Origin of the sequence: Peribacillus tepidiphilus (assembly GCF_009466385.1) — a bacterium.
GTDB lineage: Bacteria > Bacillota > Bacilli > Bacillales > DSM-1321 > Bacillus_BN > Bacillus_BN tepidiphilus.
In genome coordinates this window covers 150212-174245 of the sequence record NZ_WIAQ01000003.1, presented here as the reverse complement: position 1 = coordinate 174245, position 24034 = coordinate 150212, and the positions used below count along the sequence as shown (strand labels likewise).

The 24034-nt window shown below is 38.2% G+C and carries 25 protein-coding genes; 7 read left to right on the top strand and 18 right to left on the bottom strand.

Annotation, left to right across the window (positions count from 1 at the left end):
- Window positions 1–22: 22 nt before the first annotated feature.
- From GD441_RS04035 to dnaE, 3 genes are all read right to left on the bottom strand, one after another.
- Complete coding sequence (locus GD441_RS04035) at window positions 23–655, bottom strand: FadR/GntR family transcriptional regulator (protein ID WP_225434123.1); 633 nt, start codon at window positions 653–655, stop codon at window positions 23–25.
- Window positions 656–662: 7 nt separating this feature from the next.
- Entirely contained in the window at window positions 663–1898 is a 1236-nt protein-coding gene (ystJ, locus tag GD441_RS04030; RefSeq protein WP_153123954.1) for an NADP-dependent malic enzyme, read from the bottom strand.
- A 107-nt stretch (window positions 1899–2005) separates the two neighbouring features.
- Window positions 2006–5365: a DNA polymerase III subunit alpha gene (dnaE, locus tag GD441_RS04025; RefSeq protein WP_153123952.1), complete on the bottom strand. Its 3360-nt coding sequence runs from the start codon at window positions 5363–5365 to the stop codon at window positions 2006–2008.
- Between the two features lie 154 nt (window positions 5366–5519).
- On the opposite strand from dnaE, the gene ytrH reads away from it, so the two are divergent.
- Window positions 5520–5855 (top strand): sporulation membrane protein YtrH, encoded by a 336-nt coding sequence (gene ytrH / locus GD441_RS04020; protein ID WP_153123950.1) that lies wholly within the window; start codon window positions 5520–5522, stop codon window positions 5853–5855.
- Window positions 5852–6352 (top strand): sporulation membrane protein YtrI, encoded by a 501-nt coding sequence (gene ytrI / locus GD441_RS04015; RefSeq protein ID WP_153123948.1) that lies wholly within the window; start codon window positions 5852–5854, stop codon window positions 6350–6352. Before ytrH ends, ytrI begins: the two co-directional genes overlap by 4 nt.
- A gap of 74 nt (window positions 6353–6426) precedes the next feature.
- Here the strand turns inward: ytrI and GD441_RS04010 are convergent, their stop codons facing one another.
- The gene (locus GD441_RS04010; RefSeq protein WP_153123946.1) at window positions 6427–7368 is read right to left on the bottom strand and encodes a DHH family phosphoesterase; all 942 of its coding nucleotides are present in this window, start codon (window positions 7366–7368) and stop codon (window positions 6427–6429) included.
- Window positions 7369–7467: 99 nt separating this feature from the next.
- Between GD441_RS04010 and GD441_RS04005 the strand changes: the two genes are divergently transcribed.
- The gene (locus tag GD441_RS04005; protein ID WP_153123944.1) at window positions 7468–7773 is read left to right on the top strand and encodes a YtpI family protein; all 306 of its coding nucleotides are present in this window, start codon (window positions 7468–7470) and stop codon (window positions 7771–7773) included.
- Between the two features lie 60 nt (window positions 7774–7833).
- Here GD441_RS04005 and GD441_RS04000 read toward each other — a convergent pair whose 3' ends face one another.
- Window positions 7834–9153, bottom strand: a complete 1320-nt coding sequence (locus GD441_RS04000) for a CBS domain-containing protein (protein ID WP_153123942.1) — start codon at window positions 9151–9153, stop codon at window positions 7834–7836.
- Window positions 9154–9226: 73 nt separating this feature from the next.
- The gene (locus GD441_RS03995) at window positions 9227–9463 is read right to left on the bottom strand and encodes a hypothetical protein (RefSeq protein WP_225434122.1); all 237 of its coding nucleotides are present in this window, start codon (window positions 9461–9463) and stop codon (window positions 9227–9229) included.
- A 297-nt stretch (window positions 9464–9760) separates the two neighbouring features.
- Here GD441_RS03995 and GD441_RS03990 point away from each other — a divergent pair, with 297 nt between their 5' ends.
- Window positions 9761–10858 carry a M24 family metallopeptidase gene (locus GD441_RS03990; RefSeq protein ID WP_153123940.1) on the top strand — a complete coding sequence of 366 codons (1098 nt, stop codon included), beginning with the start codon at window positions 9761–9763 and terminating at the stop codon, window positions 10856–10858.
- A 51-nt stretch (window positions 10859–10909) separates the two neighbouring features.
- On the opposite strand, the gene GD441_RS03985 is transcribed toward GD441_RS03990, so the two are convergent.
- Complete coding sequence (locus tag GD441_RS03985; RefSeq protein WP_153123938.1) at window positions 10910–11059, bottom strand: hypothetical protein; 150 nt, start codon at window positions 11057–11059, stop codon at window positions 10910–10912.
- 126 nt (window positions 11060–11185) lie between these two features.
- On the opposite strand from GD441_RS03985, the gene GD441_RS03980 reads away from it, so the two are divergent.
- Entirely contained in the window at window positions 11186–11638 is a 453-nt protein-coding gene (locus GD441_RS03980) for a universal stress protein (RefSeq protein ID WP_153123936.1), read from the top strand.
- Window positions 11639–11804: 166 nt separating this feature from the next.
- Here GD441_RS03980 and argH read toward each other — a convergent pair whose 3' ends face one another.
- Window positions 11805–13193 (bottom strand): argininosuccinate lyase, encoded by a 1389-nt coding sequence (argH, locus tag GD441_RS03975; protein WP_153123934.1) that lies wholly within the window; start codon window positions 13191–13193, stop codon window positions 11805–11807.
- Window positions 13190–14398 (bottom strand): argininosuccinate synthase, encoded by a 1209-nt coding sequence (locus GD441_RS03970; protein WP_153123932.1) that lies wholly within the window; start codon window positions 14396–14398, stop codon window positions 13190–13192. Before GD441_RS03970 ends, argH begins: the two co-directional genes overlap by 4 nt.
- A gap of 220 nt (window positions 14399–14618) precedes the next feature.
- On the opposite strand from GD441_RS03970, the gene GD441_RS03965 reads away from it, so the two are divergent.
- A complete protein-coding gene (locus tag GD441_RS03965) occupies window positions 14619–14936 on the top strand; it encodes a hypothetical protein (protein ID WP_153123930.1) in 318 nt (105 codons plus the stop codon).
- A gap of 138 nt (window positions 14937–15074) precedes the next feature.
- On the opposite strand, the gene GD441_RS03960 is transcribed toward GD441_RS03965, so the two are convergent.
- The 9 genes from GD441_RS03960 to sppA form a co-directional block, all read right to left on the bottom strand.
- On the bottom strand, window positions 15075–15587 hold the full coding sequence (locus GD441_RS03960; RefSeq protein WP_153123928.1) for a MogA/MoaB family molybdenum cofactor biosynthesis protein: 513 nt from the start codon (window positions 15585–15587) through the stop codon (window positions 15075–15077).
- Complete coding sequence (locus GD441_RS03955) at window positions 15584–16423, bottom strand: EcsC family protein (protein ID WP_153123926.1); 840 nt, start codon at window positions 16421–16423, stop codon at window positions 15584–15586. Before GD441_RS03955 ends, GD441_RS03960 begins: the two co-directional genes overlap by 4 nt.
- 132 nt (window positions 16424–16555) lie before the next feature.
- The gene (locus GD441_RS03950; RefSeq protein WP_153123925.1) at window positions 16556–17743 is read right to left on the bottom strand and encodes an acetate kinase; all 1188 of its coding nucleotides are present in this window, start codon (window positions 17741–17743) and stop codon (window positions 16556–16558) included.
- 238 nt (window positions 17744–17981) lie between these two features.
- A complete protein-coding gene (locus tag GD441_RS03945) occupies window positions 17982–18977 on the bottom strand; it encodes a class I SAM-dependent methyltransferase (RefSeq protein WP_153123923.1) in 996 nt (331 codons plus the stop codon).
- A gap of 294 nt (window positions 18978–19271) precedes the next feature.
- Window positions 19272–19772: a thiol peroxidase gene (gene tpx / locus GD441_RS03940; RefSeq protein WP_153123920.1), complete on the bottom strand. Its 501-nt coding sequence runs from the start codon at window positions 19770–19772 to the stop codon at window positions 19272–19274.
- Between the two features lie 221 nt (window positions 19773–19993).
- Window positions 19994–20455, bottom strand: a complete 462-nt coding sequence (ytfJ, locus tag GD441_RS03935) for a GerW family sporulation protein (protein ID WP_153123919.1) — start codon at window positions 20453–20455, stop codon at window positions 19994–19996.
- Window positions 20456–20470: 15 nt separating this feature from the next.
- Entirely contained in the window at window positions 20471–21169 is a 699-nt protein-coding gene (locus GD441_RS03930) for a DUF2953 domain-containing protein (protein WP_153123917.1), read from the bottom strand.
- 230 nt (window positions 21170–21399) lie between these two features.
- Window positions 21400–21933: an RDD family protein gene (locus tag GD441_RS03925; RefSeq protein ID WP_153123915.1), complete on the bottom strand. Its 534-nt coding sequence runs from the start codon at window positions 21931–21933 to the stop codon at window positions 21400–21402.
- Window positions 21934–21944: 11 nt separating this feature from the next.
- Window positions 21945–22958: a signal peptide peptidase SppA gene (gene sppA, locus GD441_RS03920; RefSeq protein ID WP_153123912.1), complete on the bottom strand. Its 1014-nt coding sequence runs from the start codon at window positions 22956–22958 to the stop codon at window positions 21945–21947.
- A 160-nt stretch (window positions 22959–23118) separates the two neighbouring features.
- Between sppA and GD441_RS03915 the strand changes: the two genes are divergently transcribed.
- Entirely contained in the window at window positions 23119–23919 is an 801-nt protein-coding gene (locus tag GD441_RS03915) for an NAD kinase (protein WP_153123910.1), read from the top strand.
- Window positions 23920–24034: the final 115 nt, after the last annotated feature.

The window sequence follows — 24034 nt, the reverse complement described above, 5'->3', positions numbered from 1 at the left end:
GAAAAAAACTTGTAAAACGGTGTCACGATTCTTTCGACAATTTTCTAATCTGATTCATGTATAATTCCAGAACTCTTTCGTTATCACGATTTTTCAAGGCAAAAAGTAATTCTAAATAAGCCATTTTATCCGTTACTTTTTGAAGTGTATGAGATGATTTTTCATAGCTGTTGACAACACGCCATATTCTTTCAAGCAATCTATTTGGATTCAGAGCAGCAATTTTTTCAAAAAATTCACTGTCGGTAAAATCATTTTCTTCTGCCCATGCGATGCACTCTTCAATGATTTCGTTTCCAGCACGCTTTACAGCTGCTTGAAGGCAGTCCATTTCAATGAATCTTTTCGTTTCAGCCAAATCCTTTTTCGTTTTAGAATCCTGTAGAAAAAAAGCACCTAGCAGTTCAACAAGCCTGTGCTCTTGAAAATCTTTAATAAAAGTGCCTTCTCCTCTTCTTGTCTCAATTAATCCTAGTAGCTCGAGAGCCCGCAATGCTTCACGAACGGAGGAGCGCCCTACCTTCAGGCGCTCGGATAGCTCCCTTTCAGAAGGGATTTTATCCCCCGGTAAAAGCCCGGACTCTTCGATCATGGATCTGATTTTTTCGACTACTTCTAAATAAATTTTTGAAGAAGTATTAGGAATTGTGCTCAATACAGAATCACTCTTTTCCAATCATTGCAAGCTTTTTAGTCTTTTCCTTAACATCTTCCGGGTTCACTTTCATTCTCGCTACTCCTGTCTCCATAGCTGCTTTTGCGACTGCTGCAGCCACTTCAGGTGCAACTCTCGGATCAAATGGAGCTGGGATTACATAGTCTGCATTCAACTCAGAAGGGTCAATCAGTCCTGCAATCGCTTCAACTGCTGCCATTTTCATTTCTTCATTAATGTGAGTAGCTCTAACGTCAAGAGCTCCTCGGAAAATTCCAGGGAAAGCAAGAACGTTGTTGACTTGGTTAGGGAAATCAGAACGTCCCGTACCAACAACTGCCGCACCCGCTTCTTTTGCTTCTTGAGGCATGATTTCAGGAACTGGGTTGGCCATAGCGAAAATAATCGGATCAACATTCATAGATCGGATCATTTCTTTTGTTAAAGCACCAGCAACAGATACTCCGATAAATACGTCAGCTCCTTTAATTACATCTTCTAGGCTACCGGAAAGCTTATCTCGGTTCGTGATTTTTGAGATTTGATGTTTTATATCGTTCATTCCGTTTGGTCGGCCTTCATAAATAGCACCTTTTGAATCACACATGATTACATCTCGGACACCATAGCTATATAACAGCTTGATTATCGCGATTCCTGCTGCACCGGCTCCATTTACAACCACTTTAATTTCTGACATAGATTTTCCTATTAACTTTAGAGCATTTACAAGACCGGCCACTGTAACAATTGCCGTTCCATGCTGGTCATCGTGAAAAACAGGAATATTCATTTCTTTTTTTAATCTTTCTTCGATTTCAAAGCAGTTTGGTGCAGCGATATCTTCGAGGTTTACACCTCCAAATGTAGGCTCCATCAGCTTGACTGTCTCAATAATTTTTTCGACATCAGTCGTGTTTAAGCAAATTGGAAATGCATCTACACCAGCAAAGCTTTTAAATAATACTGCCTTTCCTTCCATAACAGGTAACGCAGCCTCTGGACCAATATTTCCCAATCCTAATACAGCCGTTCCATCCGAAACAACCGCAACCATATTACCTTTCATCGTATATTCATAAACGCTCTCTGGCTTGTCATATATTTCTTTACACGGCTCTGCAACACCAGGAGAATAAGCTAAACTCAAATCGTTTGCATTTCTTACTTGCACTTTAGAAACTGTTTCTAACTTCCCCTTGTTTATTCTATGCATATGTAAAGCTGCTTCTCTTAAAGTCAATGAAATTCACTCCTTAATATATCTAACAATACGTAGTTGATCATCCTCAAAGTGGTCAGACCACATCTCTCTTTTCCAATATAACATAAACTAAACGGATGTAAAGATTATTGCGATCGTAATACTACATTTTTTTCACCGACTAAAGACTTTAAACGTTCAAGCAAATGCTCTGTCGGGTTTACCCAATCCCAAACAGGAAGTCTTACGTAGCGATTTTCCTGTTCATAAAATAAGTGGACGCTTGTTTTTCCGGGATATTGATTTAGGATATTTTTTAGCTTTGAGATTAATATTTTTGAATGAAGCTTCCTTTCAATTCTTATGAAAAGCTTCGCCTTTACTTCTTCCGACCATTTTTTTAGCGTTTCTAGTGAATAGGCCTGCTGGACAATAAATTGTTTATGACCGTTTCGGGATTCCATATTCCCCTGCAGCATGACGATGTTTCCTTTTTTATAAAGAGGGGGATCTTTTTTATATACATTCGGAAAAATAACAGCTTCCATTTCTCCACTGTCATCGCTTATCGTAAGAAAAGCCATTACTTCTCCTTTTTTTGTTCGAATCGTTTTTACTTCAGAAATGTAAACACCTACTAATGCCTTTGTATCTTGCATTTTTTCCATTTCATTTAGAGGCTTACCTCCAAAATAAGTAAAAAGGTCTTGAAACGGTTCAACTGGGTGACTAGAAAGATAAAAACCAAGTGCAGCTTTTTCGAAAAGCAGTTTATTTTCTATATCGATTGGTTCAACCTTTACATATTTCGGCTTCAGTGTGAATTCTGAATCGGCAAACAAGTCACCTTGACCATCATCTAACTTAACAAGCTCGGCATGATCAATTGCTACATCAAGAGTTGCCAGCAAACTGGCTCTATCTTGACCAAATTCATCAAAAGCTCCAGAATGAATAAGCGACTCCATTACTTTTCGGTTAATAGCCCTGCTCGAAACCCTCATGCAAAAATCGAATAAATCCTCAAATGGTTTTTGCCGTCTCGCTTGAAAAATTTCACGCAGTGCATTCCCGCCTATCCCTTTAATGGCTGCAAGACTATAACGTATTTTTCCATTCTCTGTTTTAAAGGAAAAGGCACTCTCATTAATAGATGGAGGGAGCAATTCAATGCCCATTCCTTTTAATTCACGGACATATTGTGAAATTTTTTCTTCATTTCCAATAACACTTGTCATTAGGGAAGCCATAAATTGAAGCGGAAAACGAGCTTTTAGGTAGGCAAGCTGGTATGCAATAAAGCTATAGGCAACCGCATGGCTTAAGTTAAATCCGTAGTCGGCAAACCGAACAATTAAATCGTAAATTTCGTTAGCCGTTTCTTCTTTATAGCCCTGCTTAATGGCACCCATAACAAAATGCTGCCTCTGTTCGTTCAACACATCTCTTTTCTTTTTGGACACAGCTCTTCTTAAAAGATCCGCTTCTCCGAGAGAAAACCCTGCAAATTTGGAAGCAATTTTCATGATTTGCTCTTGATACACGATCACGCCATATGTGCTTTCAAGAATATCCTTCAAATCTGGATGAGGATACGTTACTTTTTCAAGCCCGTGCCTTCGTTTAATAAAGCTTGGGATGTTTTCCATCGGTCCTGGCCTATAAAGAGCATTGACGGCAACCAGATCTTCAAAACGTTCGGGCCTCAGCTGCATAAGCACCTTTCGCATCCCTTCAGACTCAAATTGAAAGATCCCGGTTGTCTCTCCCCTGCTTAATAGTTTAAATGTAGCCTGATCGTTAAGCGGAATGGACTGAATATCGATCTTTTTTCCAGTTGTTTTATGAATGGAAGTAAGAATATGATCGATTAACGTTAAATTTCGAAGTCCTAGGAAGTCCATTTTTAAAAGACCGATTTCTTCTAAAATGTCCATTGAGAACTGAGTCAAATGAATTCCGCCATGTCCTTCCTGAATGGCAATGACTTCTGTTAACGGAAGATCACTAATTACGACTCCCGCAGCATGAGTAGACGTATGACGAGGCAATCCTTCTAGTTTTAATGCCGTCTGAATCAATCTTTGATTACATTCATTTTCCTCATAAAAATCGCGTAATGGTTTAGACTCTTTTAAAGCTTGCTCAATGGTAATTCCCAACCTTGATGGCACCATTTTGGAAAGAGTGTCTAACTCTTTCGTGTTTAAACCAAAAACACGTCCGCAATCCCTAATGGCTGCTTTGGCAGCAAACGTTCCGAAGGTTAAAATTTGAGCAACATGCAGCTCTCCATATTTGGAAGCTACATATGAAATAACCTCATCTCTTCTTTCATCAGGAAAATCTATATCAATATCAGGCATGGAGATTCTTTCTGGGTTTAAAAATCTCTCGAATAAAAGGTTATGCTTCATTGGATCCACATCCGTTATATAAAGAACATAGGCTACCATTGATCCCGCTGCCGATCCCCTCCCTGGACCAGTTAGGATCTTTTTACTTCTCGCATACCTCATGAAATCCCAAACAATTAAAAAATAATCGCTGAAATTCATTCTTCCGATGACATGTAACTCATAATTCAATCGTTCTAGGTAGTGGCTCGGTGGATTTTTATATCTTTCCTGAAAGCCCTTTTGGCAAATCTCTTTCAAATACTCGTGCGCGTTTTTCTTTTCTGGAACGGGATATTTCGGAAGCAGCGTCCTGTTAAGTGGAATTTCAACATTGCATAAGCTACCGATATTCATTGCATTTTCCAATGCCTCCGGAATATCCTCGAAAAGCTCAAACATCTCCTGAGCTGATTTTAAATAAAAATTCCTTGAAGGTAGCCTTCTCCTCGATTCATCAGAAAGCTTCACACCATCTTCAATGGCCATTAATGCCTCTTGGGCGAGAGCATCGTTTTGATCCAAATAGTAAACTGGATTCGTTGCTACTAGCTGAAGCTTATGGTGATTAGCAAAATCCCTTAATTTATTATTTAATAAAGTTTCTTGGTCTGCTTTAACTCTTTGAAGAGCTAAATAGAAATACTTTTCTCCAAAGATGCTTTGAAAAAGGTGAAGGAATTGTAGTGCTTGATCTGTTTTCTCCTGCAATAGTGCCTGCTCTATGGCCCCATCTCTACCAGGAGTAAGCGCAAGAAGCCCATCCGCATATCCTTTTAACCATTTCTCTGGCAGACCTTGCGGAGATTTCGTCTTAATTGCACTGCTGATTTTTAGTAAATTTACGTAACCCTTGTAATTACGAGCATACAGAACGAGCGGGTAGGACTCTTCTCCATGCAAAATATCTGCAGTCAGACCGATAATAGGCTTAATGCCATGTTTTTTACATTCCTTATAAAAAGGAATAACCCCATGCATCACATTAATATCTGTAATAGCCAAGGCTGATAAACTGGCTGTCTTGGCTTTTTCCACAAGGCTTTCTATTTTTACTGTACTTCTTAACAAACTGTAGGCAGTATGAATTTGAAGCTGAATAAAAGACATAACACACACCCTTATCATTTCCGCATACTTGTTTTCATTATAGACTTTCAGAAAAAAAAAAGAAAAGCTAATGCGCAGGTGAGCCTCTTATCATAACTTTCAAGGTTCGTCCATATATAAGAAGTAAGAATAAAACTTGGTAAGGGATGATGAGATGAAGGAGGCTTTTTTTCCAGCGTTTTTAAATAGTTTTTTTATTTCCTTTGGTGTATTGATCGGTGGCTCTCTTATTGGAGGAATGGCTTCTTTTTTTACGAATCAGCCCCCAATGACGACAATTTTCCGATTATCTGATTCTTTAAGAATCTGGGCAGTAGTGGCTGCTATTGGAGGTACGTTTGATACCGTTTATAACTTTGAACGAGGAATCTTCCATGGGGAAACAAGAGATATTATTAAACAAATTCTTCTTATCTTATCTGCACTTGGTGGGGCACAAACAGGTTCATTAATTATTACGTGGCTGACACAGGAGAATATATCATCATGAGGATCCCCCCTTATTACAAAAATCCTTTGTGGCAACGTTTTTTTTCAGGAGTTGCTTTAGGAACGATCATCAGTTGGGTTGTATTTCTCTATTTATATGGGAACATGCAGGAAAGACAAGCTCAGCTCATTCATGCTCAAAGAGAAGAAATTAAAGATTTAAATTTGAAAAATGAAGTCTGGGAAAATGAATACAAAGCATTAAACGAGCAAAATGAACAAAAGCTTACTGTGCAGGATATATCTGTCCACATTACGAATGATAAAATATATAATCTAGATCCGTTAAGTGTTACGGAAGCACAGGAAGCGATCAAAGACGATTTAAGCTCCCTCATCGCCAAAGATATTGAGACCGTTTATAAAGGAAAGGATCTTTTACAAAAGTCCATTGAAAACAAAATTATAGAAATAAATAAAAAAAGATACCGTATCATTGTAAGTGAAATTATGTTTTTTACAACGCTAACCATTGAGGTGAAGATTCGGCAAATATAAGTGCAAAGTACCTTTAAAGAATTCGATGAAATTCTCTTTAGGTACTCTGGCACTTATATAAGCTCTTAAAGCATTTATTCATATGATTGGCAGGCTTTTTCTAAATCTCTCACCACGTTATCCACGTCATTCCATGAATAAATAGATGCTCCAGCAGCAAGCGGATGTCCTCCGCCGTTATACTTTCTGGCTACACCATTTATGACAGGTCCCTTCGAACGAAGTCTTGTTCGAATGACTTCATCTTCTTCAATAAAAAATACCCAGGCTTTCAATCCTTTTACAGTACCTAGTGTGCTGACAAGAAGGGAGGCCTCTGAAGGTTTGACATCATATTTTTGTAAGATGTTTTGATCGAGCACCATTTTTCCTACTCCGCCTTTGGTTATTTCAAAATTTTGCAATACATAACCATTTAAACGGATCAAATTTTCACTCATATCATACATGCTGTTAAAAAGTTCTGTTCGAGAAAAGTTATAATGAATAAGTTCACCGGCATATAAAAATGTTTTCTCCGTCGTACTAGGATACAAAAACCTTCCAGTATCCCCCACTATACCTGCAAACAATAATCTGGCAGCTTCATCATTTATTTTCAGACCATGGTCTTTTCCAAATAAATAAAACTCATAGATCATTTCACTTGTAGAGCTTGCAGATGTATCAACCCAAACTAGGTCGCCGTATGGATCTTCATTAGGATGATGATCAATTTTTATCAGTTTATTTCCAAGCTTATAACGATTGTCACTAATTCTTTCTTCATTAGCTGTATCACATACAATGACTAGTGCTCCTTTGTATGTACCATCAGGAATTTCATCTAGCCTTTTCATGTAATGTAAGGACTCGTCCTCTTCTCCTACGGCGTATATCTTTTTTTCTGGAAAAGAAACCTTAAGGATCTCTGCTAGTCCACATTGAGAACCGTATGCATCTGGGTCTGGACGGACATGCCGATGTAGAATGATCGTATCGTAATTCTTAATTTCCTTTAAAATTTCAGCTTTCATATTATTCTCCTTTTTTTCTCAATATATAATAGTGGTAATTGTGATTATGAACCGTTACAATATGTTATGGATTACATACTAACGGAGGGAATACAGTCAATGCCAATTCTTGTTACCCTTATTATCATATCACTTGCTTTATATATCTACTATAAAATTAAGTATTTTCGGACAAAGCTACCGATGGAAAGAAAGTGGATTTCAGCAAAATCCAGCATTGCTCTTGGGATGTTTGTGGCATTGTTCGGGCTTAACCAATTGTTCCTTTATCAAATGACAATCACTTATATCGTTGCAGCTGTTTTCATAATTGTAGGTGGCTTAAGCATTTGGGGAGGCATTCGAGCGTATAAATTCTATTTGCCGCATGCCATAAATGAGGCGGAGACAGCTTATAAGAAATAAGGAAGTGACACAAAAAGGCGTAACTGATGACCTTTTGTGTCACTTTTTTTGTCCAATTTATCAGGTACGGTCCAACAGCTGACACATCATCATTGCTTTACCGACCAGCTTTCCTTGATTGAAAACTTCCACATCTACCTTTCCGAATTTGCGGCCGACCTCAAGTACCTTTGGAATGATTTCAAGCTGACTATCAATTTGTACAGGCTTGATAAAATAGATAGTCATATTTTCGACTACTAGATCTCCTCGCTTATAAGCTCTCAAAACTCTATTGGCTGCTTCTGTGACAATGGTAGTAAATACCCCGTACGAAATCGTTCCTAAATAATTTGTCATTTGAGGTGTTACTTCGCAGCGGTATATTTCTTCTCCTTTGCCCCTACCACCCATATCGACTAGTTGGCTAGCAATCACATCATCTATTGTTTCGCCAACCTGAGGCTGCCGCTGGATCATTTGAAGAGCTTTTAAGACGTCTTGTCGACTGATAATTCCCTGCAAATTTTGATAATCGTCGACCACTGGCAATACCTCAATCCCTTCCCACACCATCATGTGTGCAGATGAGGCAACACTAGTTTTTCCATTCACGGTCATCGGATTTTTTGTCATGATTTTTTCAATCGGAGTTTCTGGATCCACTCCCATTATATCCTTCGATGTGACCATTCCCTGAACTTTCATTGTTTCGTCAACAACCGGAAAGCGGCTGTGTGTCGTTTCTTTATTGTACCGAAGCCAATCAGAAACTTTTTCGCCTATTTTTAAGAAAACGGTATCTTTCAGTGGAGTTAAGATATCTTCCACTAGTAAAATTTCTTTTTTAATTAGCTGATCGTAGATGGCCCGGTTAATCAGGGTTGCTACCGTAAAAGTGTCATAGCTGCTGGAGATAATCGGAAGCTCAAGCTCATCCGCTAATTTTTTCACTGAGTCATCTGTGTCAAATCCTCCAGTGACCAGCACTGCTGCTCCAGCTTTTAATGCTTGCTCATGCGCTTTCGTACGGTTACCGACAATCAATAGATTGCCTGCTCCTGTATATCGCATCATCGCTTCGAGCTTCATGGCACCGATGACAAATTTATTGAGTGTCTTATGTAAACCTGATCGACCACCTAACACTTGTCCGTCCACAATGTTTACGACTTCGGCATATGTAAGCTTTTCAATGTTTTCTTTTTTCTTACGTTCAATCCGGATCGTACCTACACGTTCGATGGTGCTCACGTAGCCTTTATTTTCAGCGTCTTTTATGGCTCGATAAGCGGTTCCTTCGCTTACTGTCAATTCTTTTGCAATTTGCCTTACTGATATTTTCTCGCCTACAGGGAGGCTATCAATATATTTTAAAATTTGTTCGTGCTTTGTAGCCAAAGCTTTTCACCCTTTACAAATGACATTCTTATTTTCATTATAAGGGTAAGAGCCAGGCTATACAATGTACGCCCTAACTTTGATACATTCTTTTCCTTTTTTCTTTAGTAACAGTTCCCTTCTTCATTTTCCTCTTCTTTGGAGCATAGACGAGAGCCGACATATTTCCTGCAACCACTAATAATGCAAGACTAAGCCAAGCAATCGAGAAAACACCAAAAACTCCCTCCGCCATTACATCTAGACGGGGAATAGCATAGTAAAGCAAAACACCCGTAAGCAGTATACACATTAACAAGCGCTGTTTCACAAAAAACCCTCCTTTTCCCCTATAAATTAGGCAGTTCGGTTTGTCCTATACCTTACCTTATGCAGATTCAAAGGGAAAATGACAGAATGGGAGAGGAGGATTATGAATTTTTTACTTACGTAATCAAACATTCGGGAGATTTTCTGAATGTCCCCTAAATTATTAAAAAATTAAAGAAAAGGCTACTGTTTTTTTATCATTTTTCTAAGCTTACATGAAGATGTTAATAACTTCATTTGCATTGAAGGCTTTCCGCTGTTAATCTCAAATTATAGATTATTTTAGAGGTGATACATAATGGTAAAGCGTATAGAGTTATTAAAGCAATGGCTAAGTGAAAAGGAATTAGATGCAGCATTCATAACATCCACCGAAAATGTTTTTTACCTAAGCGGTTTTCACAGCGATCCTCATGAAAGATTGTTGGCTCTTGCCGTTTTTCCTGAAGGTGAGTCCTTTTTGGTATGTCCGAAAATGGAAGCAGAAGATGCAAGAAAAGCAGGCTGGGAACAGGAAATCATCGGCTATACAGATATTGAGAATCCATGGGAATCCATTAAAAAGTCTATTGAAAAAAGAGGATTAACCCTTAACAAGATCGCGATTGAGAAGGAGCATATGAATGTAGAGCGCTATGAAAGCCTACAAAAATACTTCTCTACTCCTGCTCTTGTTTCAGCTGAAGAGAAGCTGAGAGAGCTTCGCATGATTAAAGACGAGAAGGAATTGGAAATTATTAGAGAAGCGTGCAAACTAGCAGATTTCGCGGTTGAGGTTGGAGTAAATGAAATGAAAGAGGGCAAAACTGAAATGGATGTTTTGGCCGCTATTGAATATGAATTAAAAAGAAAAGGCATTAATAAGATGGCATTTTCCACAATGGTTCTTACCGGAGCAAATGCTGCTTCTCCACACGGAACTCCGGGCATGACAAAAATTCAAAAGGGTGACCTTGTATTATTTGATTTGGGAGTGGTCCTAAACGGCTATTGCTCAGATATTACAAGAACCGTGGCCTATTATGATGTTAATGAAAAACAAAAAGAAATATACGAAACCGTCTTAAAAGCACAGGTAGCCGCTGTAAATGCTACTAAACCTGGAAAAACCGCTTCTGAAATAGACTTGACAGCTCGTAATATAATCAGCGAAGCAGGTTACGGAGAGTATTTCCCACATCGTCTTGGACATGGCCTTGGAATCAGCGTCCATGAATATCCATCCATGACTGAAACCAATGGCCTAGTATTAAAAGAAGGAATGGTCTTTACAATTGAACCGGGAATTTACGTACCGAACGTAGCTGGAGTTCGAATTGAAGATGATTTACTAGTGACCAAAGATGGTGTAGAGATTCTGACAAAATTCCCGAAAGAGCTTCAAATTATTAAATAAAGAGGAAAAAGGAGAAACCAATAAGATTGCGTTTCTCCTTTTATTTCTTATTTAACTTTTCTTTTGATTCCGTTCTAGTTCTTCCTGTAAATGTACCGTATCTCCACTCATGTAAGAATCAGCAATTTGTTTGACTGTTTCGTCAAGACCATCCTGATCGTAGGTAAACTCATTTGACTTTTTTTCTTTTTCCATGGTCATTCTCCCTTCTTTCTATTTCCCCTTATTTTTCGCTTTTTTGAAACATCTATACAAAGGGAAATATTGTATAATAAAGGTAGAATTCCAGTAATTTTTTCCACTGGATTAGAATTGGAGGAGAGGTTTATGGGACTAACGTATAAAAAAATACTTGTTGCTGTTGATGGATCCAAAGAAGCAGAATGGGCTTTTAAAAAGGCAGTAGAAATCACAAAAAGGAACAATGCTTCTTTAATCGTCGCTCATATCATCGACACTCGAAATTTTGCCACCATTGAAGCATATGACCGAACGATAGCAGAACGTTCCGAGGCTTATGCAACAGAGTTGATGAAAAAGTACAAAGACGATGCTGTTGCAGCAGGAGTAGAAAATGTAATAATTGAAGTAGATTACGGCTCTCCGAAAATAAAAGTACCTAAAGATTTAGCGAAAAAACATGAAGTAGATTTAATAATTTGCGGGGCAACCGGATTAAATGCGGTAGAACGATTCTTTATTGGAAGCGTTTCCGAACATATTACCCGATACGCCACTTGTGACGTCCTTGTAGTACGTACAAAAAAAGAAGAAGAATGATCTATGATTGGGTAGAACGTGAAGATCTGACTTTCATGTAAATCTCAATTAATTGCTTCCTAATTTTGAGAGAAGAAAAATATGTAGTCGAAATCATTCTTCTTTGTTCACAGAAAAAGGATGAAGCAGAAGACATTCCCAAGTCTTCTTGACTCATCCTTTTTTATTATACATGTACTTTTCCATTCATTAATTCTTTCGCTTTATCAATCGCCTTCTTCACCTGCTCAAAACCTGTGCCGCCAGCACTGTTTCTTCGTTTAACCGCTTCATACGGATTTAATGCTGTGTATATATCCTCTTCAAAAAGGGATGAAGCAGCTTTAAAGTCCGCCAAGGTCAAATCGGCTAAGTAGCATTCTTTTTGAATACAGTGCAGCACAAGCTTCCCAACCACTTCATGAGCTTCCCTAAATGGCATTCCTTTTGATGCTAAATAATCTGCTAATTCAGTAGCATTGGAAAAATCACTTCTCGTCGCTTTCTCCATGTTTTTTGAGCGGACTTTCATCGTAGAAATCATCCCTGCAAAAATCCTTAAAGAGCCGATCACAGTCTTCACTGTATCAAACATGCCTTCTTTGTCTTCTTGCATGTCTTTGTTATAAGCAAGTGGCAATCCTTTGAGCACTGTTAATAGCCCCATTAGATTTCCATACACACGGCCAGTTTTTCCTCTGATCAACTCAGCCATATCAGGATTCTTCTTTTGTGGCATAATGCTAGAGCCTGTAGAAAAAGCATCGTCTAATTCGATGAATTGAAACTCCTGGCTTGACCATAAAATGATTTCCTCGCTTAAACGAGATAGATGCATCATGAGCATAGAACTGTTGCTTAAAAATTCAAGAATAAAATCTCGGTCACATACAGCATCTAAGCTATTTTCGTAAATACCTGAGAATCCAAGCAATTCAGCTGAATACTCCCGATCAATTGGAAATGTTGTACCAGCCAGCGCACCGGCTCCAAGCGGCGATACATTGATCCTCTTAAAGCTCTCTTTAAAACGCTGCTTATCTCTTTCTAGCATCCAGAAATAAGCCATTAAATGATGGGCAAATGAGATGGGCTGTGCTCTTTGCAGATGAGTATAGCCTGGAATCAACGTTTCCACATGTTGCTCTGCTTGAGTCAATAGTGCCTGTTGAAGCTCTTGAATCAAGTCTATTACATCCGATGTCTGATTACGTAAATATAGATGCATATCTGTAGCCACTTGGTCATTACGGCTTCTCCCTGTATGGAGCTTTCCTCCAACTGGACCGATTTCATCAATTAGCATGCTTTCTAAGTTTAAATGGATATCTTCCATTTTTACTGAAAATTGGAGCTCTCCGGCTTGAGCTTTTTTCTGTAGATGCTTCAAGCCAGATTTGATTTGCTCTACATCCTCCTTCGATAAAATCCCACATTTTCCAAGCATCGTAACGTGGGCAAGACTGCCTTCAAGATCTTCCATTACGAGCTCTTTGTCAAAAGAGATGGAGGCTCCAAACTCATCAACCCATTCCTCAGCGGATTTGGTAAAACGTCCGCCCCACAGCTTTTTCACACTGTCACCTTCTTTTTATTGTTCACCATGCTGTTCACTTTTGTTGGAAGACCCCAAAGGGAAATGAAACCAACAGCAGCACTGTGATCGAACTCATCTTCAGATGTGTATGTTGCGAGCTTTTCATTATAAAGTGAGTTATCTGATTTTCTTCCCTCAACAATAGCATGACCTTTGAACAGCTTTACACGCACTGTACCGTTTACCGTTGCTTGTGTTTCTTTTAAGAATGCCATTAAAGCATCTTTTAACGGGGAGAACCAAAGTCCCTCGTAAATGAGCTCTGTTAGTTTTTTCTCGATAACAGGCTTAAAATGAGCAACTTCTTTTACTAAAGTTATATCTTCAAGCTCTTTATGAGCTTTAATTAGTGTGATGGCACCTGGGCATTCATATACTTCACGTGACTTTATGCCGACAAGGCGATTTTCAACGTGATCGATTCTCCCTACTCCATGCTTGCCAGCAAGTTTATTCAATTCAAGAATTAAGTTTGCTAGAGAATAAGATTGACCATTTAATTTAACAGGAACGCCTTTTTCAAAATCAATTTCTACAATATCAGGAGTATCTGGTGCATTTTCCAAGCTTGCTGTTAGTTCATAAGCTTCTTCAGGAGGAGCAGCCCACGGATCTTCTAAGATTCCACACTCGTTGCTTCTTCCCCATAGATTTTGATCAATCGAGAACGGGCTGTCTAAATGAATTGGAATCGGAATCTCATGATCTAGCGCGTATTGAATTTCTTCTTCACGTGACCAGCTCCATTCACGTACTGGAGCAACTACTTTTAAATCCGGATTTAGAGCCTGAATGGAAACTTCAAACCGCACCTGGTCATTTCCTTTCCCTGTGCAGCCGTGCGCTACAGCTACCGCACCTTCGAGCTCAGCAACTTCTACAAGCTTCTTTGCAATTAAAGGGCGAGAAAGGGCGGATACTAACGGATATTTCCCTTCGTAAAGAGTGTGCGCCTGCAATGCTGCAAGGGCAAATTCATTTGCAAATTCTTCTTTTGCATCAATTACATAAGATTTAATGGCCCCTACAGTTAAGGCTTTACTTTTAATAAACTCTAAATCTTTTCCCTCACCAACATCTAAGCAGCATGCTACTACATCATATCCTTGCTCCTGTAACCATTTAATTGCGACGGAAGTATCAAGCCCTCCGGAATATGCTAAAACAATTTTGGGATTTGCCATTTGATTATGTCCTCCTTGAATGAATAAAAATTCATTTATTATTATTTTTATTCAACTATATGAAATAATGTATCAGCTTTATTCACCTATTGCAAGGAATTTTTATCTAATATTTCCTAAAATAATATAGTTCTATTTTTTCTAAAAATTAAGATAAATAGATACAACATTTAATCTATAGTAAACTGTTACTATCGTTAATGAAACAGGAGGAATATAAATGGAGCAATATTTCATTTATGACCATCGGCTCGGTATACAAATTCCTGACTTAAAAAAAGAATGGGAACACTATTCGTATGAAGAACAGCAGGACATCCTGCTTAAATGGGAAAAAATTAGAGGGCATATTCCTGACAGAATCAAAGAGTTGGAAGCGATCATTAACACGAAGCAGGCTCAGCTTTCTTCCGAATCAAACTTTTTGGTATCCTGCCAATTAAACACAGAAATTGCTGAATTGGCTTCCATTATTAATGATCTTTGGCTCTGGTATCGCGCGAATCAGGGGGTTTCAAGTAAAGTACATTTATCATAGTATGGTTGGAATATTTGAAGGATGGGTTGAATTATTCCTAAGATGGGTTGAATTATTCTAAAAACGGATTGAATTATTCAATTTGAATGATAGAACACTTTATTTAAAAAGGCTTCAGACATAATTCTGAAGCCTTTTTCACACATCTTTCCTCAATTCTCTAACCACATGAGCAATTTCTGGTAATATCAGCTTATTCATTGCAAGTTTAACGGCTCCGCTTGAACCCGGTGTTGAAAATACTGCCTTGTCTTCAACTACCCCTGCAATCGCTCTTGATAAAATGGCCGCACTCCCGATATCTTCTGTATAGCTGAGCATACGAAACAGCTCACCGAATCCTGGAATTACTTTTGTCATCAAGGTTTGAACTGTTTCAATCGTTACATCACGCTTCGCTATACCAGTGCCGCCATTTGTTAGAATAACATCCACATTACTGTCAGATACACCTAACTTTATGGCATTTGCGATTTCCTCTTGTTCATCCTTAACAATTTCATATCGGACAATCTTGTGACCGTTTGCCTCTAATAAGTCGATCATTAGCTTTCCGCTTTTATCTGTGTCTTTGTTTCTCGTATCACTTACCGTAATAACCATACAATTTACTGAATCTGGTGCTTCTTGTTTATGTTCATATACGCTCATATTTCTTTCTCTTTTCCTTCCAAATATCGATATTGATAAAACTTGTGCGCAAACTCGCTAACTTTTCTTGTTAGCTGATAGTTGCTTCCAGCCCCTATCGCAATGCTCACTATTGGTAGACCTTGAAGCTTCTTTTTTCTGAAAGTCATAATTGCTATTGCTTTTAAAATATGCTTTAACGGCTGCTCAAGCCAAGAAATGTTTGTTAACTCGTCTTTTCCTTCATAAAAATATGTATCTTCGTTTGCTTCGAGATCTTGCAAAAGTTCTTCCCATCCGTACTTTTGCAATCGTTTTGGAAGAGTTCCTGCATGAAAAACCTTTAACGAAATCATCATTTCATATGGAGTGTTCACCTCGAACCCATAGCTCATGGCAATGAGCTGCACCATTCTTAAATTAATGACTGTTATGACAGGTAAATCACTGCCAAGTAACAAAGCTCCACCCATACCGCTTATACCACCTTGGGCAAACGAGTACAGACGGTGTCTAGAAATCTGCTGGTCAGCAATAAACCGCAATTGGTCGATGGACAACACTTTCAAATCTTGAATACTCTGGATTTCTTGATTAAAAACTCGAGCAGAAGACAGGATCCTTTCTCTCGCATCAAGCTGAAACTGAGAGCTTTGAACCAGGGCATGTAGATGAAAAAGCCATGTATCCAGTTTTGTGAAAATTTGCTTTTGAGCCTCTTCAGGCAGCAGGGAAAAGCTATTCTCCATCCCCTTTTCATACAGCATCTCTAGATCAGTGGGCTCGTAAGAAAAGAGTTCATTTTCCCAATCTAACAGCTCCTGCTTAATCACTTTTTCCCGACTTGATAATGTCATATGAACTCTCCTTTAACAACCTGAAAAATTGGTTGGACTTTCCTATAGTATACCATAGCGTACCATTCCCATAAAAAAAGAGAGTATCCCGGCATGAAAGCGGGCTACCCTCTTTTACGGTACATAATCCAATTATTTTGCCAATCTCACAACATCGCGAGCAATCATTACTTCCTCATTTGTAGGGATGACCATTACTTTAACAGGTGAGTGAGGATAAGAAATAAATGCTTCTTTGCCACGTGTTTTGTTTAATGCAGGATCCCAGTAAACACCCATGAACTCAAGTCCACGTAACACTTTAGCACGAATTACGTCACTGTTTTCACCAATACCAGCTGTAAAAATAATGGCATCTACGCCACACATACGTGCTGCATAAGAACCAATATATTTGTGGATACGATTTGCAAATACCTCAAGAGCTAATTCAGCACGGTCATTTCCTTTTTCAGCTTCCAATTCAATATCACGAAGGTCACTTGAAAAGCCTGAAAGGCCAAGCATACCGCTCTTCTTGTTTAGTACTTCAAGTACTTCATCTGCCGTTTTCCCTGTTTTTTCCATGATATACGGGATTAAAGCAGGGTCAATGTTACCAGAACGTGTGCCCATTGTCACCCCGGCTAGCGGTGTAAAGCCCATAGATGTATCAATTGATTTTCCACCTTCAATTGCAGCGATACTTGCACCGTTTCCTAAATGACAGGAGATAAGGCGAAGCTGTTCAATTGGTCTTCCAAGCATTTCAGCTGCACGCTCGGAAACATACTTATGTGAAGTTCCATGGAAGCCGTATTTACGAATTCCAAATTTTTTGTAATATTCATAAGGTAAGCTGTATAGATAAGAGCTTTCCGGCATTGTTTGATGGAAAGCCGTATCAAACACTGCAACTGCCGGAACATCTTTCAAAATTTGTTTGAAAGCTTTAATACCGGTAATGTTCGCAGGGTTATGAAGAGGAGCGAGATCAGATAGCTCTTCAATTTGCTTTAACACTTCATCTGTGATTAATACAGAATCATTAAATGTTTCTCCTCCGTGAACGACACGGTGTCCAACACCTTCGATCTCATCGTAAGATTTAATAATCCCATGTGCCAATAGTTTATCAAGTAGCATTTTTACCGCTATTTCATGATTTGGAATATCTGTAACTTCTTTTATCTTTTCACCATTAACAGTAATCGTGAATATTGAATCCTTTAAACCGATTCTTTCGACGAGTCCTTTTGTTATTACTTCTTCGCTCGGCATTTCAAAAAGCTGGAATTTCAAAGAAGAACTTCCGGCATTGATCGCAATAATCTTTGACATCGATTTCGCTCCTTTATTGAAAAATAATTAATTTATATACACAAGAATAGTTTGCTCCCAATTTCTCATTTAAGCATTGTATCCACTTCTTTTCAAGCAGTTCATTACAATGGAATCGCTTTCATAATAAAGTAAATAAATTCTGATTTTTGCACTATAACTGTGTTATAAAAGATTATTCTTGCTCTATAATACCAACTCAAGCAAATGAAAAAGCCGTTTTTAACGAACGGCTTTTTCATTTCCTTTTCTCATCTACAAACCACTGATCAATTTTTTGTAAAATATTGCTCATTCCTGCTTGATCTGAAAACTTAGGCAATTGAACGAGCAAGACATTTTTTGGTGGGGTGGTTTCTGTTCCTTTTTTTTGTATGATAAAAATGCTTTTTGCAGCTTTCTCTTTTTTAAAAATGGAAATTGGTAGCTGGATGACACCTTGAATGATGCAGTGTTTTTTAATAAATTTATGCAAAATTTGCGACTGCTCGGATTCAAATAGATTATTTGGCACAAGGAAAAAACCGTATCCGCCTGGGCTCAAATGGCGTACGCTTTGTTCAATAAATAAATGGTGTGCGTATGTGTGTCCTGAATCAGCTTTCATTTCATAATCTGCAGCACGAGCATCATTTGGATAATAACCAACTGGAAGGTCTGAAACAACCATATCAACTGGATCTACAAACAATGGCTGCAGGCTGTCCTGATTGAATAATTCGACAGAATGCTCCTGAAGATTTGCACCTACATAAGCAAGTTTAATGAGGATATCATCAATATCCACTCCGTATGCTTGTATCTTTTTCCCCTTAAGTTGATTAAGTATGGTAAATAACAGGTTACCTGTTCCTACAGCTGGGTCAAGAAGAGAAAAGGATTGCTTACCTTCCATGAACTTCTCTACTAAATAACTAACAAACATTCCGATCGTATCGGGGGTCATTTGATGATTAGGCTGAATATTTTCCTTCATTCCTTTCAAAATGGCAAGCTGAAAGGCTTTTCTAAGCTCTTCACTTGAATATTTAGAAAGAACTATATTTTGATATTCTTTATTTAATCTTTTCTTTGTAATCTCACTTAGTTCCTCTTGAATAACACTGCCATGAAACAAGTTTTCTCCTGTTTCTGCAAGCGCCTCTAAATACGAACAATCCAGCTCCTCTTGAAGAGCTTTAGCCGTGTCATCCAAAACATGAAATAATTGTTCGATTTGACTGAATTTCTCCATAAGATCCTCCTACAGTCTTTGGTATTTCATCTTATAAGCATACTCTTAACATAGAAAAGAAGCAAAAAGAAAACTCGGCCGATAGCCGAGTCAGACTGTTGAGAAACGCTCGCATTCTTCGTCACGAACCCTACTCCGGTACTCATTACCATTTAGGGTACCTCCGCTCCTCGCACGGATTCGTTCCTCGACTGACAAGCGTTTTCAATCAGTCTGAATGTGCGAGAAATACAATTTGTCTACAACCTAATTCGGCCGATAGCCGAGTTTATTTGAAAAAAAATCGTTGCTTTATTATTTGGCTTCTTTAGCAGCGTTAATTGCAGCCTCATAATCCGGATGGTTAGTAGCTTCACTTACATATTCAACGTATGTAACTTTGTCATTTGAGTCAACCACGAATACTGCACGAGCTAGAAGGCGAAGCTCCTTAATGTGGACACCGTATGCTTCCCCGAAAGAAAGGTCGCGGTGGTCAGATAATGTTTGAACATTCTCTAAGCCAGCAGCCGCACACCAACGCTTTTGAGCGAATGGAAGGTCGACACTAATCGTTAATACTTTGACATTGTCCAATTGTGCAGCAGCTTCATTGAATCTTCTTGTTTGTGCATCACATACTCCAGTATCAATAGATGGCACTACACTGATTAGACGTACAAAGCCTTTTGTATCAGCTAGAGTAACCTCAGATAAATCATTTGCCAACACTTTAAAATCAGGAGCTTGATCTCCTACTTTCACTTCTTTTCCAAGTAATGTGACCGGTTGATTTTTAAACGTAATGGATGGCAAAAAAATTCCTCCCCTTTTCATTAACAATATTTGCATAGTGTAATCATAGACCTTAAAACAAATTTTTGCAATTATAAAACATTTATATATGCAAAAAAAAACAAAGCGCCAGGCATTCATCGTTACTAACTATGAAGAACAGGGGAATTGTTCTACAAATATTTAGTAATTGCTAATGTGAGCCAGGCACCTATGGGTCATCTTTTCATTCGTTATTTGCATTAAAGATCTACATTTTGTTTTGGATCATTTTGTGAAGACTTCACCGTTTGTTGATGTTCTTTTTTCTTATTATTTTTTGCAAACATTCCTTGAATTTTCTCCACAGCAGCTGGGGCAGCATCTAGAATCTTTTCAAATAGATGTGTGCTTTCGTCTAAATGAAGCATTTTTACTCCGCTTGAATTCACGATTAAAAAAGCAATCGGAGTAATGGAAACGCCACCGCCGCTTCCACCGCCAAAAGGATGCTTGGTTGGCTGCTCTTTAGATGACTGGCTTCCATCCATATAAAATTCACTTCCGCCAGCCACAAATCCAAATCCTACCTTAGACACGGTCAAAATGACACTTCCATCAGGAGTTTCTACCGGATCACCAATTATCGTATTCACATCTATCATTTCTCTCAAGCTTTCCATAGCAGAATTCATTAATCCTTCAATAGGATGGTTATTAGACATACTGCTTCCTCCTGTCTATGCGGTTGTATTACGATTGTTTTTAGAGAGGACAGATAGCTTCTTTGATTTAAATGAAGCCATCCCTCCTCTCCAGTATCGTATAAACCTTATTCCTGCTAAAATAGCATTTCCAATCGTAAACACAAATATACAGTTGAACTTCGTTGAGGATATAGCTTTTTGGAAATCTGGAGAGATCGAATAAACAGGATAGATCTTGAAATCCAAGTACTTCGTTAATAAACCTATTATCATACTCTTTGCTCCCCAAATAGCACCAGTCAAGGCTCCTGTAGCTGCAGCATCACCTGTTCCCACCTGGCTGTTCCATTCAAAGCGCTTAACTTTTACCTTTTGTAAAAACTTTTTTATGATACTATGTAATCCAACGATATGAGAGATGAGTTCTTTTGTATCATGTAAGCTATTCAGAAAATCTTCCGCTGTAATTTGCTTAACATCTTTCTGCTTTTTTTGCTTATTTATCCCTTTTTTTACCTTTTCTTTCACAACAATTGTCGGCGAATCGTCATCCATTTTGATTAAGGGAATATCTATTTTTCTTTTAACAATTCCAAACAGCGCTCTGATCGTTACTGTTAGTTGATCATTATCCTGTCTGTGGCCATAACACACTTCTACTGTCAATCTTGTAAGGCTGATAACCAAAAGAAGGAAACAAAGAAGGAGGAAAATATAAAGAAACCAGATCATGTATTCACACCCTTTCAACCTACCAGTATGGACTTTGAAAGGTGAAAAAATACTTTATTTTTGATTGGGTCGGCTAAATGTCTGGAACTACTTTTTATAGGTTCTTTACTGTTTCCTGCAATTCCTCATCAATTTTACAAGTCCCTCTATGTAGTCTAATTCCAAAGAATTCATAACGAAAAATAATAAACCGCCTAGAACTGAAGTTCCAAGCGGCTTGATTATATCTATCATCTATTTCTTTCTAATAATACAGTAGTATCGGAAAATAGATCGTGAAGACCCTGTTTTTTAGGAAGAAAACCTACGAGTAAATATCCAATTATCGTGGTTTTAGATATGAACCGACCAATAAATTCACGGAATAATACCGTTCCCCACGTTAATTCGGACTGTTTGGTAGAAATTACCCTAACCCCCAGTACCATTTTTCCTAGCGTCTGTCCAAAGAACTTGGTCATCAGTACAAAATATAAATAAAACGTGATAGCTGTTGCAATCGTAATCGGCGAAAAGTTCGGCAATGCATAAGGAGAAATATCCAGCGCATTGAAAATAGGCTTGATTAAAATCCGATCTATACTCCCAATCACAATTAGGTCAATGATGTAAGCCCAAAACCTCATCCAAAAACCTGCATAATACTGTTCTTTTTTTGTTTCAGAAACGATACGATCCTTGATTGGCTCACTTTCAGTATCTAACTGGTCAGTAAGGTCCAATTTCTCAGGCTGTTCTTCTTTGTAAAAATCTTCTTTGTTCATCTTCTCCCCTCCTATTCTGCATACAGATACATCAATCGAGGAGAATTAGGCTGGGAAAGAATTTTTACAAGACCCGCCATTTCCAAGTCTTCTCCGAACATTTTTTTCGCACTCATACTAAACAATGATCCAAATCCAAGCTCATCTGTATAACGAACCACCATCGCGTCATCCAATTTCAAATCTTTTTTTAGAGCATCCGTAACATCTGTCAAATAACCGAAATCGTCAATTAACCCAAGTTCTTTTGCTTGGCGTCCATCATAAATGCGGCCGTCCGCAAGTTTTCTCACTTCACTCTCAGACATTCCTCTACCCTCTGCAATGATCTTAACAAATTGATTATACGAATTATTGATCATGGATTGAAGGATTTTACGTTCTTCTTCCGTCATTTCACGTGTTGGGCTCATAATGTCCTTGTATGGTCCGCTTTTAATTGTCACGAATTCAACTCCGTATTTTTCAGCAAGCTTTTCATAATTATAGCCTTGCATAATTACACCCAGTGATCCGGTTAATGTTTCTGGACTAGCGAAAATCTTATCGGCAGGAGCTGAAATATAATAGCCACCTGAAGCGGCCATAGAGCCCATTGAGACATAGACAGGTTTTTTCGTATCTTTCTGAATTTCCTTGATTTTGTCATAGATTTCAGCGCTTTCTACTACGCCTCCGCCCGGGGAATTCACCCGAATCACGACCCCAGCAATGGAATCATCTTCTTTTACCATATCAAGCTTTTTCATAAAAGCTTTGTGGTTATATCCGGTTGTATGCAAGAGGGACGTTGTGTCTTCATCAGTATCTTGGATGACACCTTCCACATCCAATACGGCTATTTTGTTAAATTCATCTCCATCTTCAATCACATCTTCAGTGAAAGTCTCTTCTGTCATGGAAAATAAATCGCTTAAGGTGCTTTCCGTATCTTGAAAAATAAAAGCAGAAGCCATGCTCGTAAAAATAGAAACAACAAATAGTCCGGCTGCTATCCCTAGAGCTGCCCATCGTTTTCCATTCATAAAGTATTCCTCCTTCTCTATAATACGTACGAATCAATTTTCAAAAAGTTTCAAATCATGATAAAATGAAGACACACGATAATATTTTAGCAAAATATTACAAAAAATAGTAAAGAATTATAAAGGTAAAAGAAATTTCACAATAAAGGGAGGATTCAACATGCCTGATCGCCGTAATATCTATTTCTTCCATAACAAGTCAAAGGAGATGCTAAATCAAGCAAATAGTCTGTACAAGCTAGCTTCCGACTATAACTTTAAAGTTGTACAAAATTACCGGGAAGCCAATATTATTGTTAGTGTTGGAGATGATGGTACTTTTTTGCAGGCTGTCAGAAAAACAGGCTTTCGTGATGATTGCCTATATGCAGGTGTTTCTACCACAGGATCTTTAAATATGTATTGTGATTTTCATTTAGATGATACCAATAAGATGATTGAAGCTATGACGAATGAACAGATCGAAGTCCGGAGATATCCGACCATACAAGTATCTCTTGATGGGCAGCCTCCTTTTTATTGTTTAAATGAAATGTCTTTACGTTCAAGCATCATAAAAACGTTTGTCCTCGATGTCTTTATAGACGATCTCCATTTCGAAACATTCCGAGGAGATGGTATGGTGGTTTCAACCCCTACAGGAAGTACTGCATATAATAAATCAGTAAATGGAGCTGTGGTGGATCCACTCCTTCCTTGCTTCCAAATAAGTGAGCTGGCATCTTTGAACAATAATACATATCGTACGCTCGGTTCTTCTTTTATTTTAAGTGGAAATAAAAAACTTACGTTAAAAATCGTCCAAGACGGCAATGACTATCCGACAATCGGGATGGATAACGAAGCGATGAGTATCCGTCACATTAACGAAATTACTGTTCAATTAAGTGACAAAAAAATCAAAACTGTAAAACTGAAAGATAATTCCTTTTGGGAAAAGGTTAAACGTACATTTCTATAAGTTTCACTTTATTTTACCAAAAGAGCTGGCTCTTTGAGCTGGAAAAAGAAAAGCTGACCCAACTTAAGTACCTAACACTTATGATGGGTCAGCTGCTTTTTCTCTACAAGGTATA

Bases quoted from the DNA above. Each gene is read 5' to 3' on its own strand.
- GD441_RS03985 (WP_153123938.1), bottom strand. From the start codon at position 11,059: ATGACCATGGAAAAAGAAAAAAAGTCAAATGAGTTTACCTACGATCAG.
- GD441_RS03965 (WP_153123930.1), top strand. From the start codon at position 14,619: ATGGAGCAATATTTCATTTATGACCATCGGCTCGGTATACAAATTCCT.
- GD441_RS03980 (WP_153123936.1), top strand. From the start codon at position 11,186: ATGGGACTAACGTATAAAAAAATACTTGTTGCTGTTGATGGATCCAAA.
- GD441_RS04005 (WP_153123944.1), top strand. From the start codon at position 7,468: ATGCCAATTCTTGTTACCCTTATTATCATATCACTTGCTTTATATATC.
- GD441_RS03970 (WP_153123932.1), bottom strand. From the start codon at position 14,398: ATGGCAAATCCCAAAATTGTTTTAGCATATTCCGGAGGGCTTGATACT.
- GD441_RS03950 (WP_153123925.1), bottom strand. From the start codon at position 17,743: ATGTCAAAGATTATTGCGATCAATGCCGGAAGTTCTTCTTTGAAATTC.
- sppA (WP_153123912.1), bottom strand. From the start codon at position 22,958: ATGAATGGAAAACGATGGGCAGCTCTAGGGATAGCAGCCGGACTATTT.
- ytrI (WP_153123948.1), top strand. From the start codon at position 5,852: ATGAGGATCCCCCCTTATTACAAAAATCCTTTGTGGCAACGTTTTTTT.
- dnaE (WP_153123952.1), bottom strand. From the start codon at position 5,365: ATGTCTTTTATTCAGCTTCAAATTCATACTGCCTACAGTTTGTTAAGA.
- ytrH (WP_153123950.1), top strand. From the start codon at position 5,520: ATGAAGGAGGCTTTTTTTCCAGCGTTTTTAAATAGTTTTTTTATTTCC.
- GD441_RS03925 (WP_153123915.1), bottom strand. From the start codon at position 21,933: ATGAACAAAGAAGATTTTTACAAAGAAGAACAGCCTGAGAAATTGGAC.
- GD441_RS03945 (WP_153123923.1), bottom strand. From the start codon at position 18,977: ATGGAGAAATTCAGTCAAATCGAACAATTATTTCATGTTTTGGATGAC.
- GD441_RS03990 (WP_153123940.1), top strand. From the start codon at position 9,761: ATGGTAAAGCGTATAGAGTTATTAAAGCAATGGCTAAGTGAAAAGGAA.
- GD441_RS03960 (WP_153123928.1), bottom strand. From the start codon at position 15,587: ATGAGCGTATATGAACATAAACAAGAAGCACCAGATTCAGTAAATTGT.
- GD441_RS04010 (WP_153123946.1), bottom strand. From the start codon at position 7,368: ATGAAAGCTGAAATTTTAAAGGAAATTAAGAATTACGATACGATCATT.
- GD441_RS03930 (WP_153123917.1), bottom strand. From the start codon at position 21,169: ATGATCTGGTTTCTTTATATTTTCCTCCTTCTTTGTTTCCTTCTTTTG.
- GD441_RS03915 (WP_153123910.1), top strand. From the start codon at position 23,119: ATGCCTGATCGCCGTAATATCTATTTCTTCCATAACAAGTCAAAGGAG.
- ytfJ (WP_153123919.1), bottom strand. From the start codon at position 20,455: ATGTCTAATAACCATCCTATTGAAGGATTAATGAATTCTGCTATGGAA.
- GD441_RS03955 (WP_153123926.1), bottom strand. From the start codon at position 16,423: ATGACATTATCAAGTCGGGAAAAAGTGATTAAGCAGGAGCTGTTAGAT.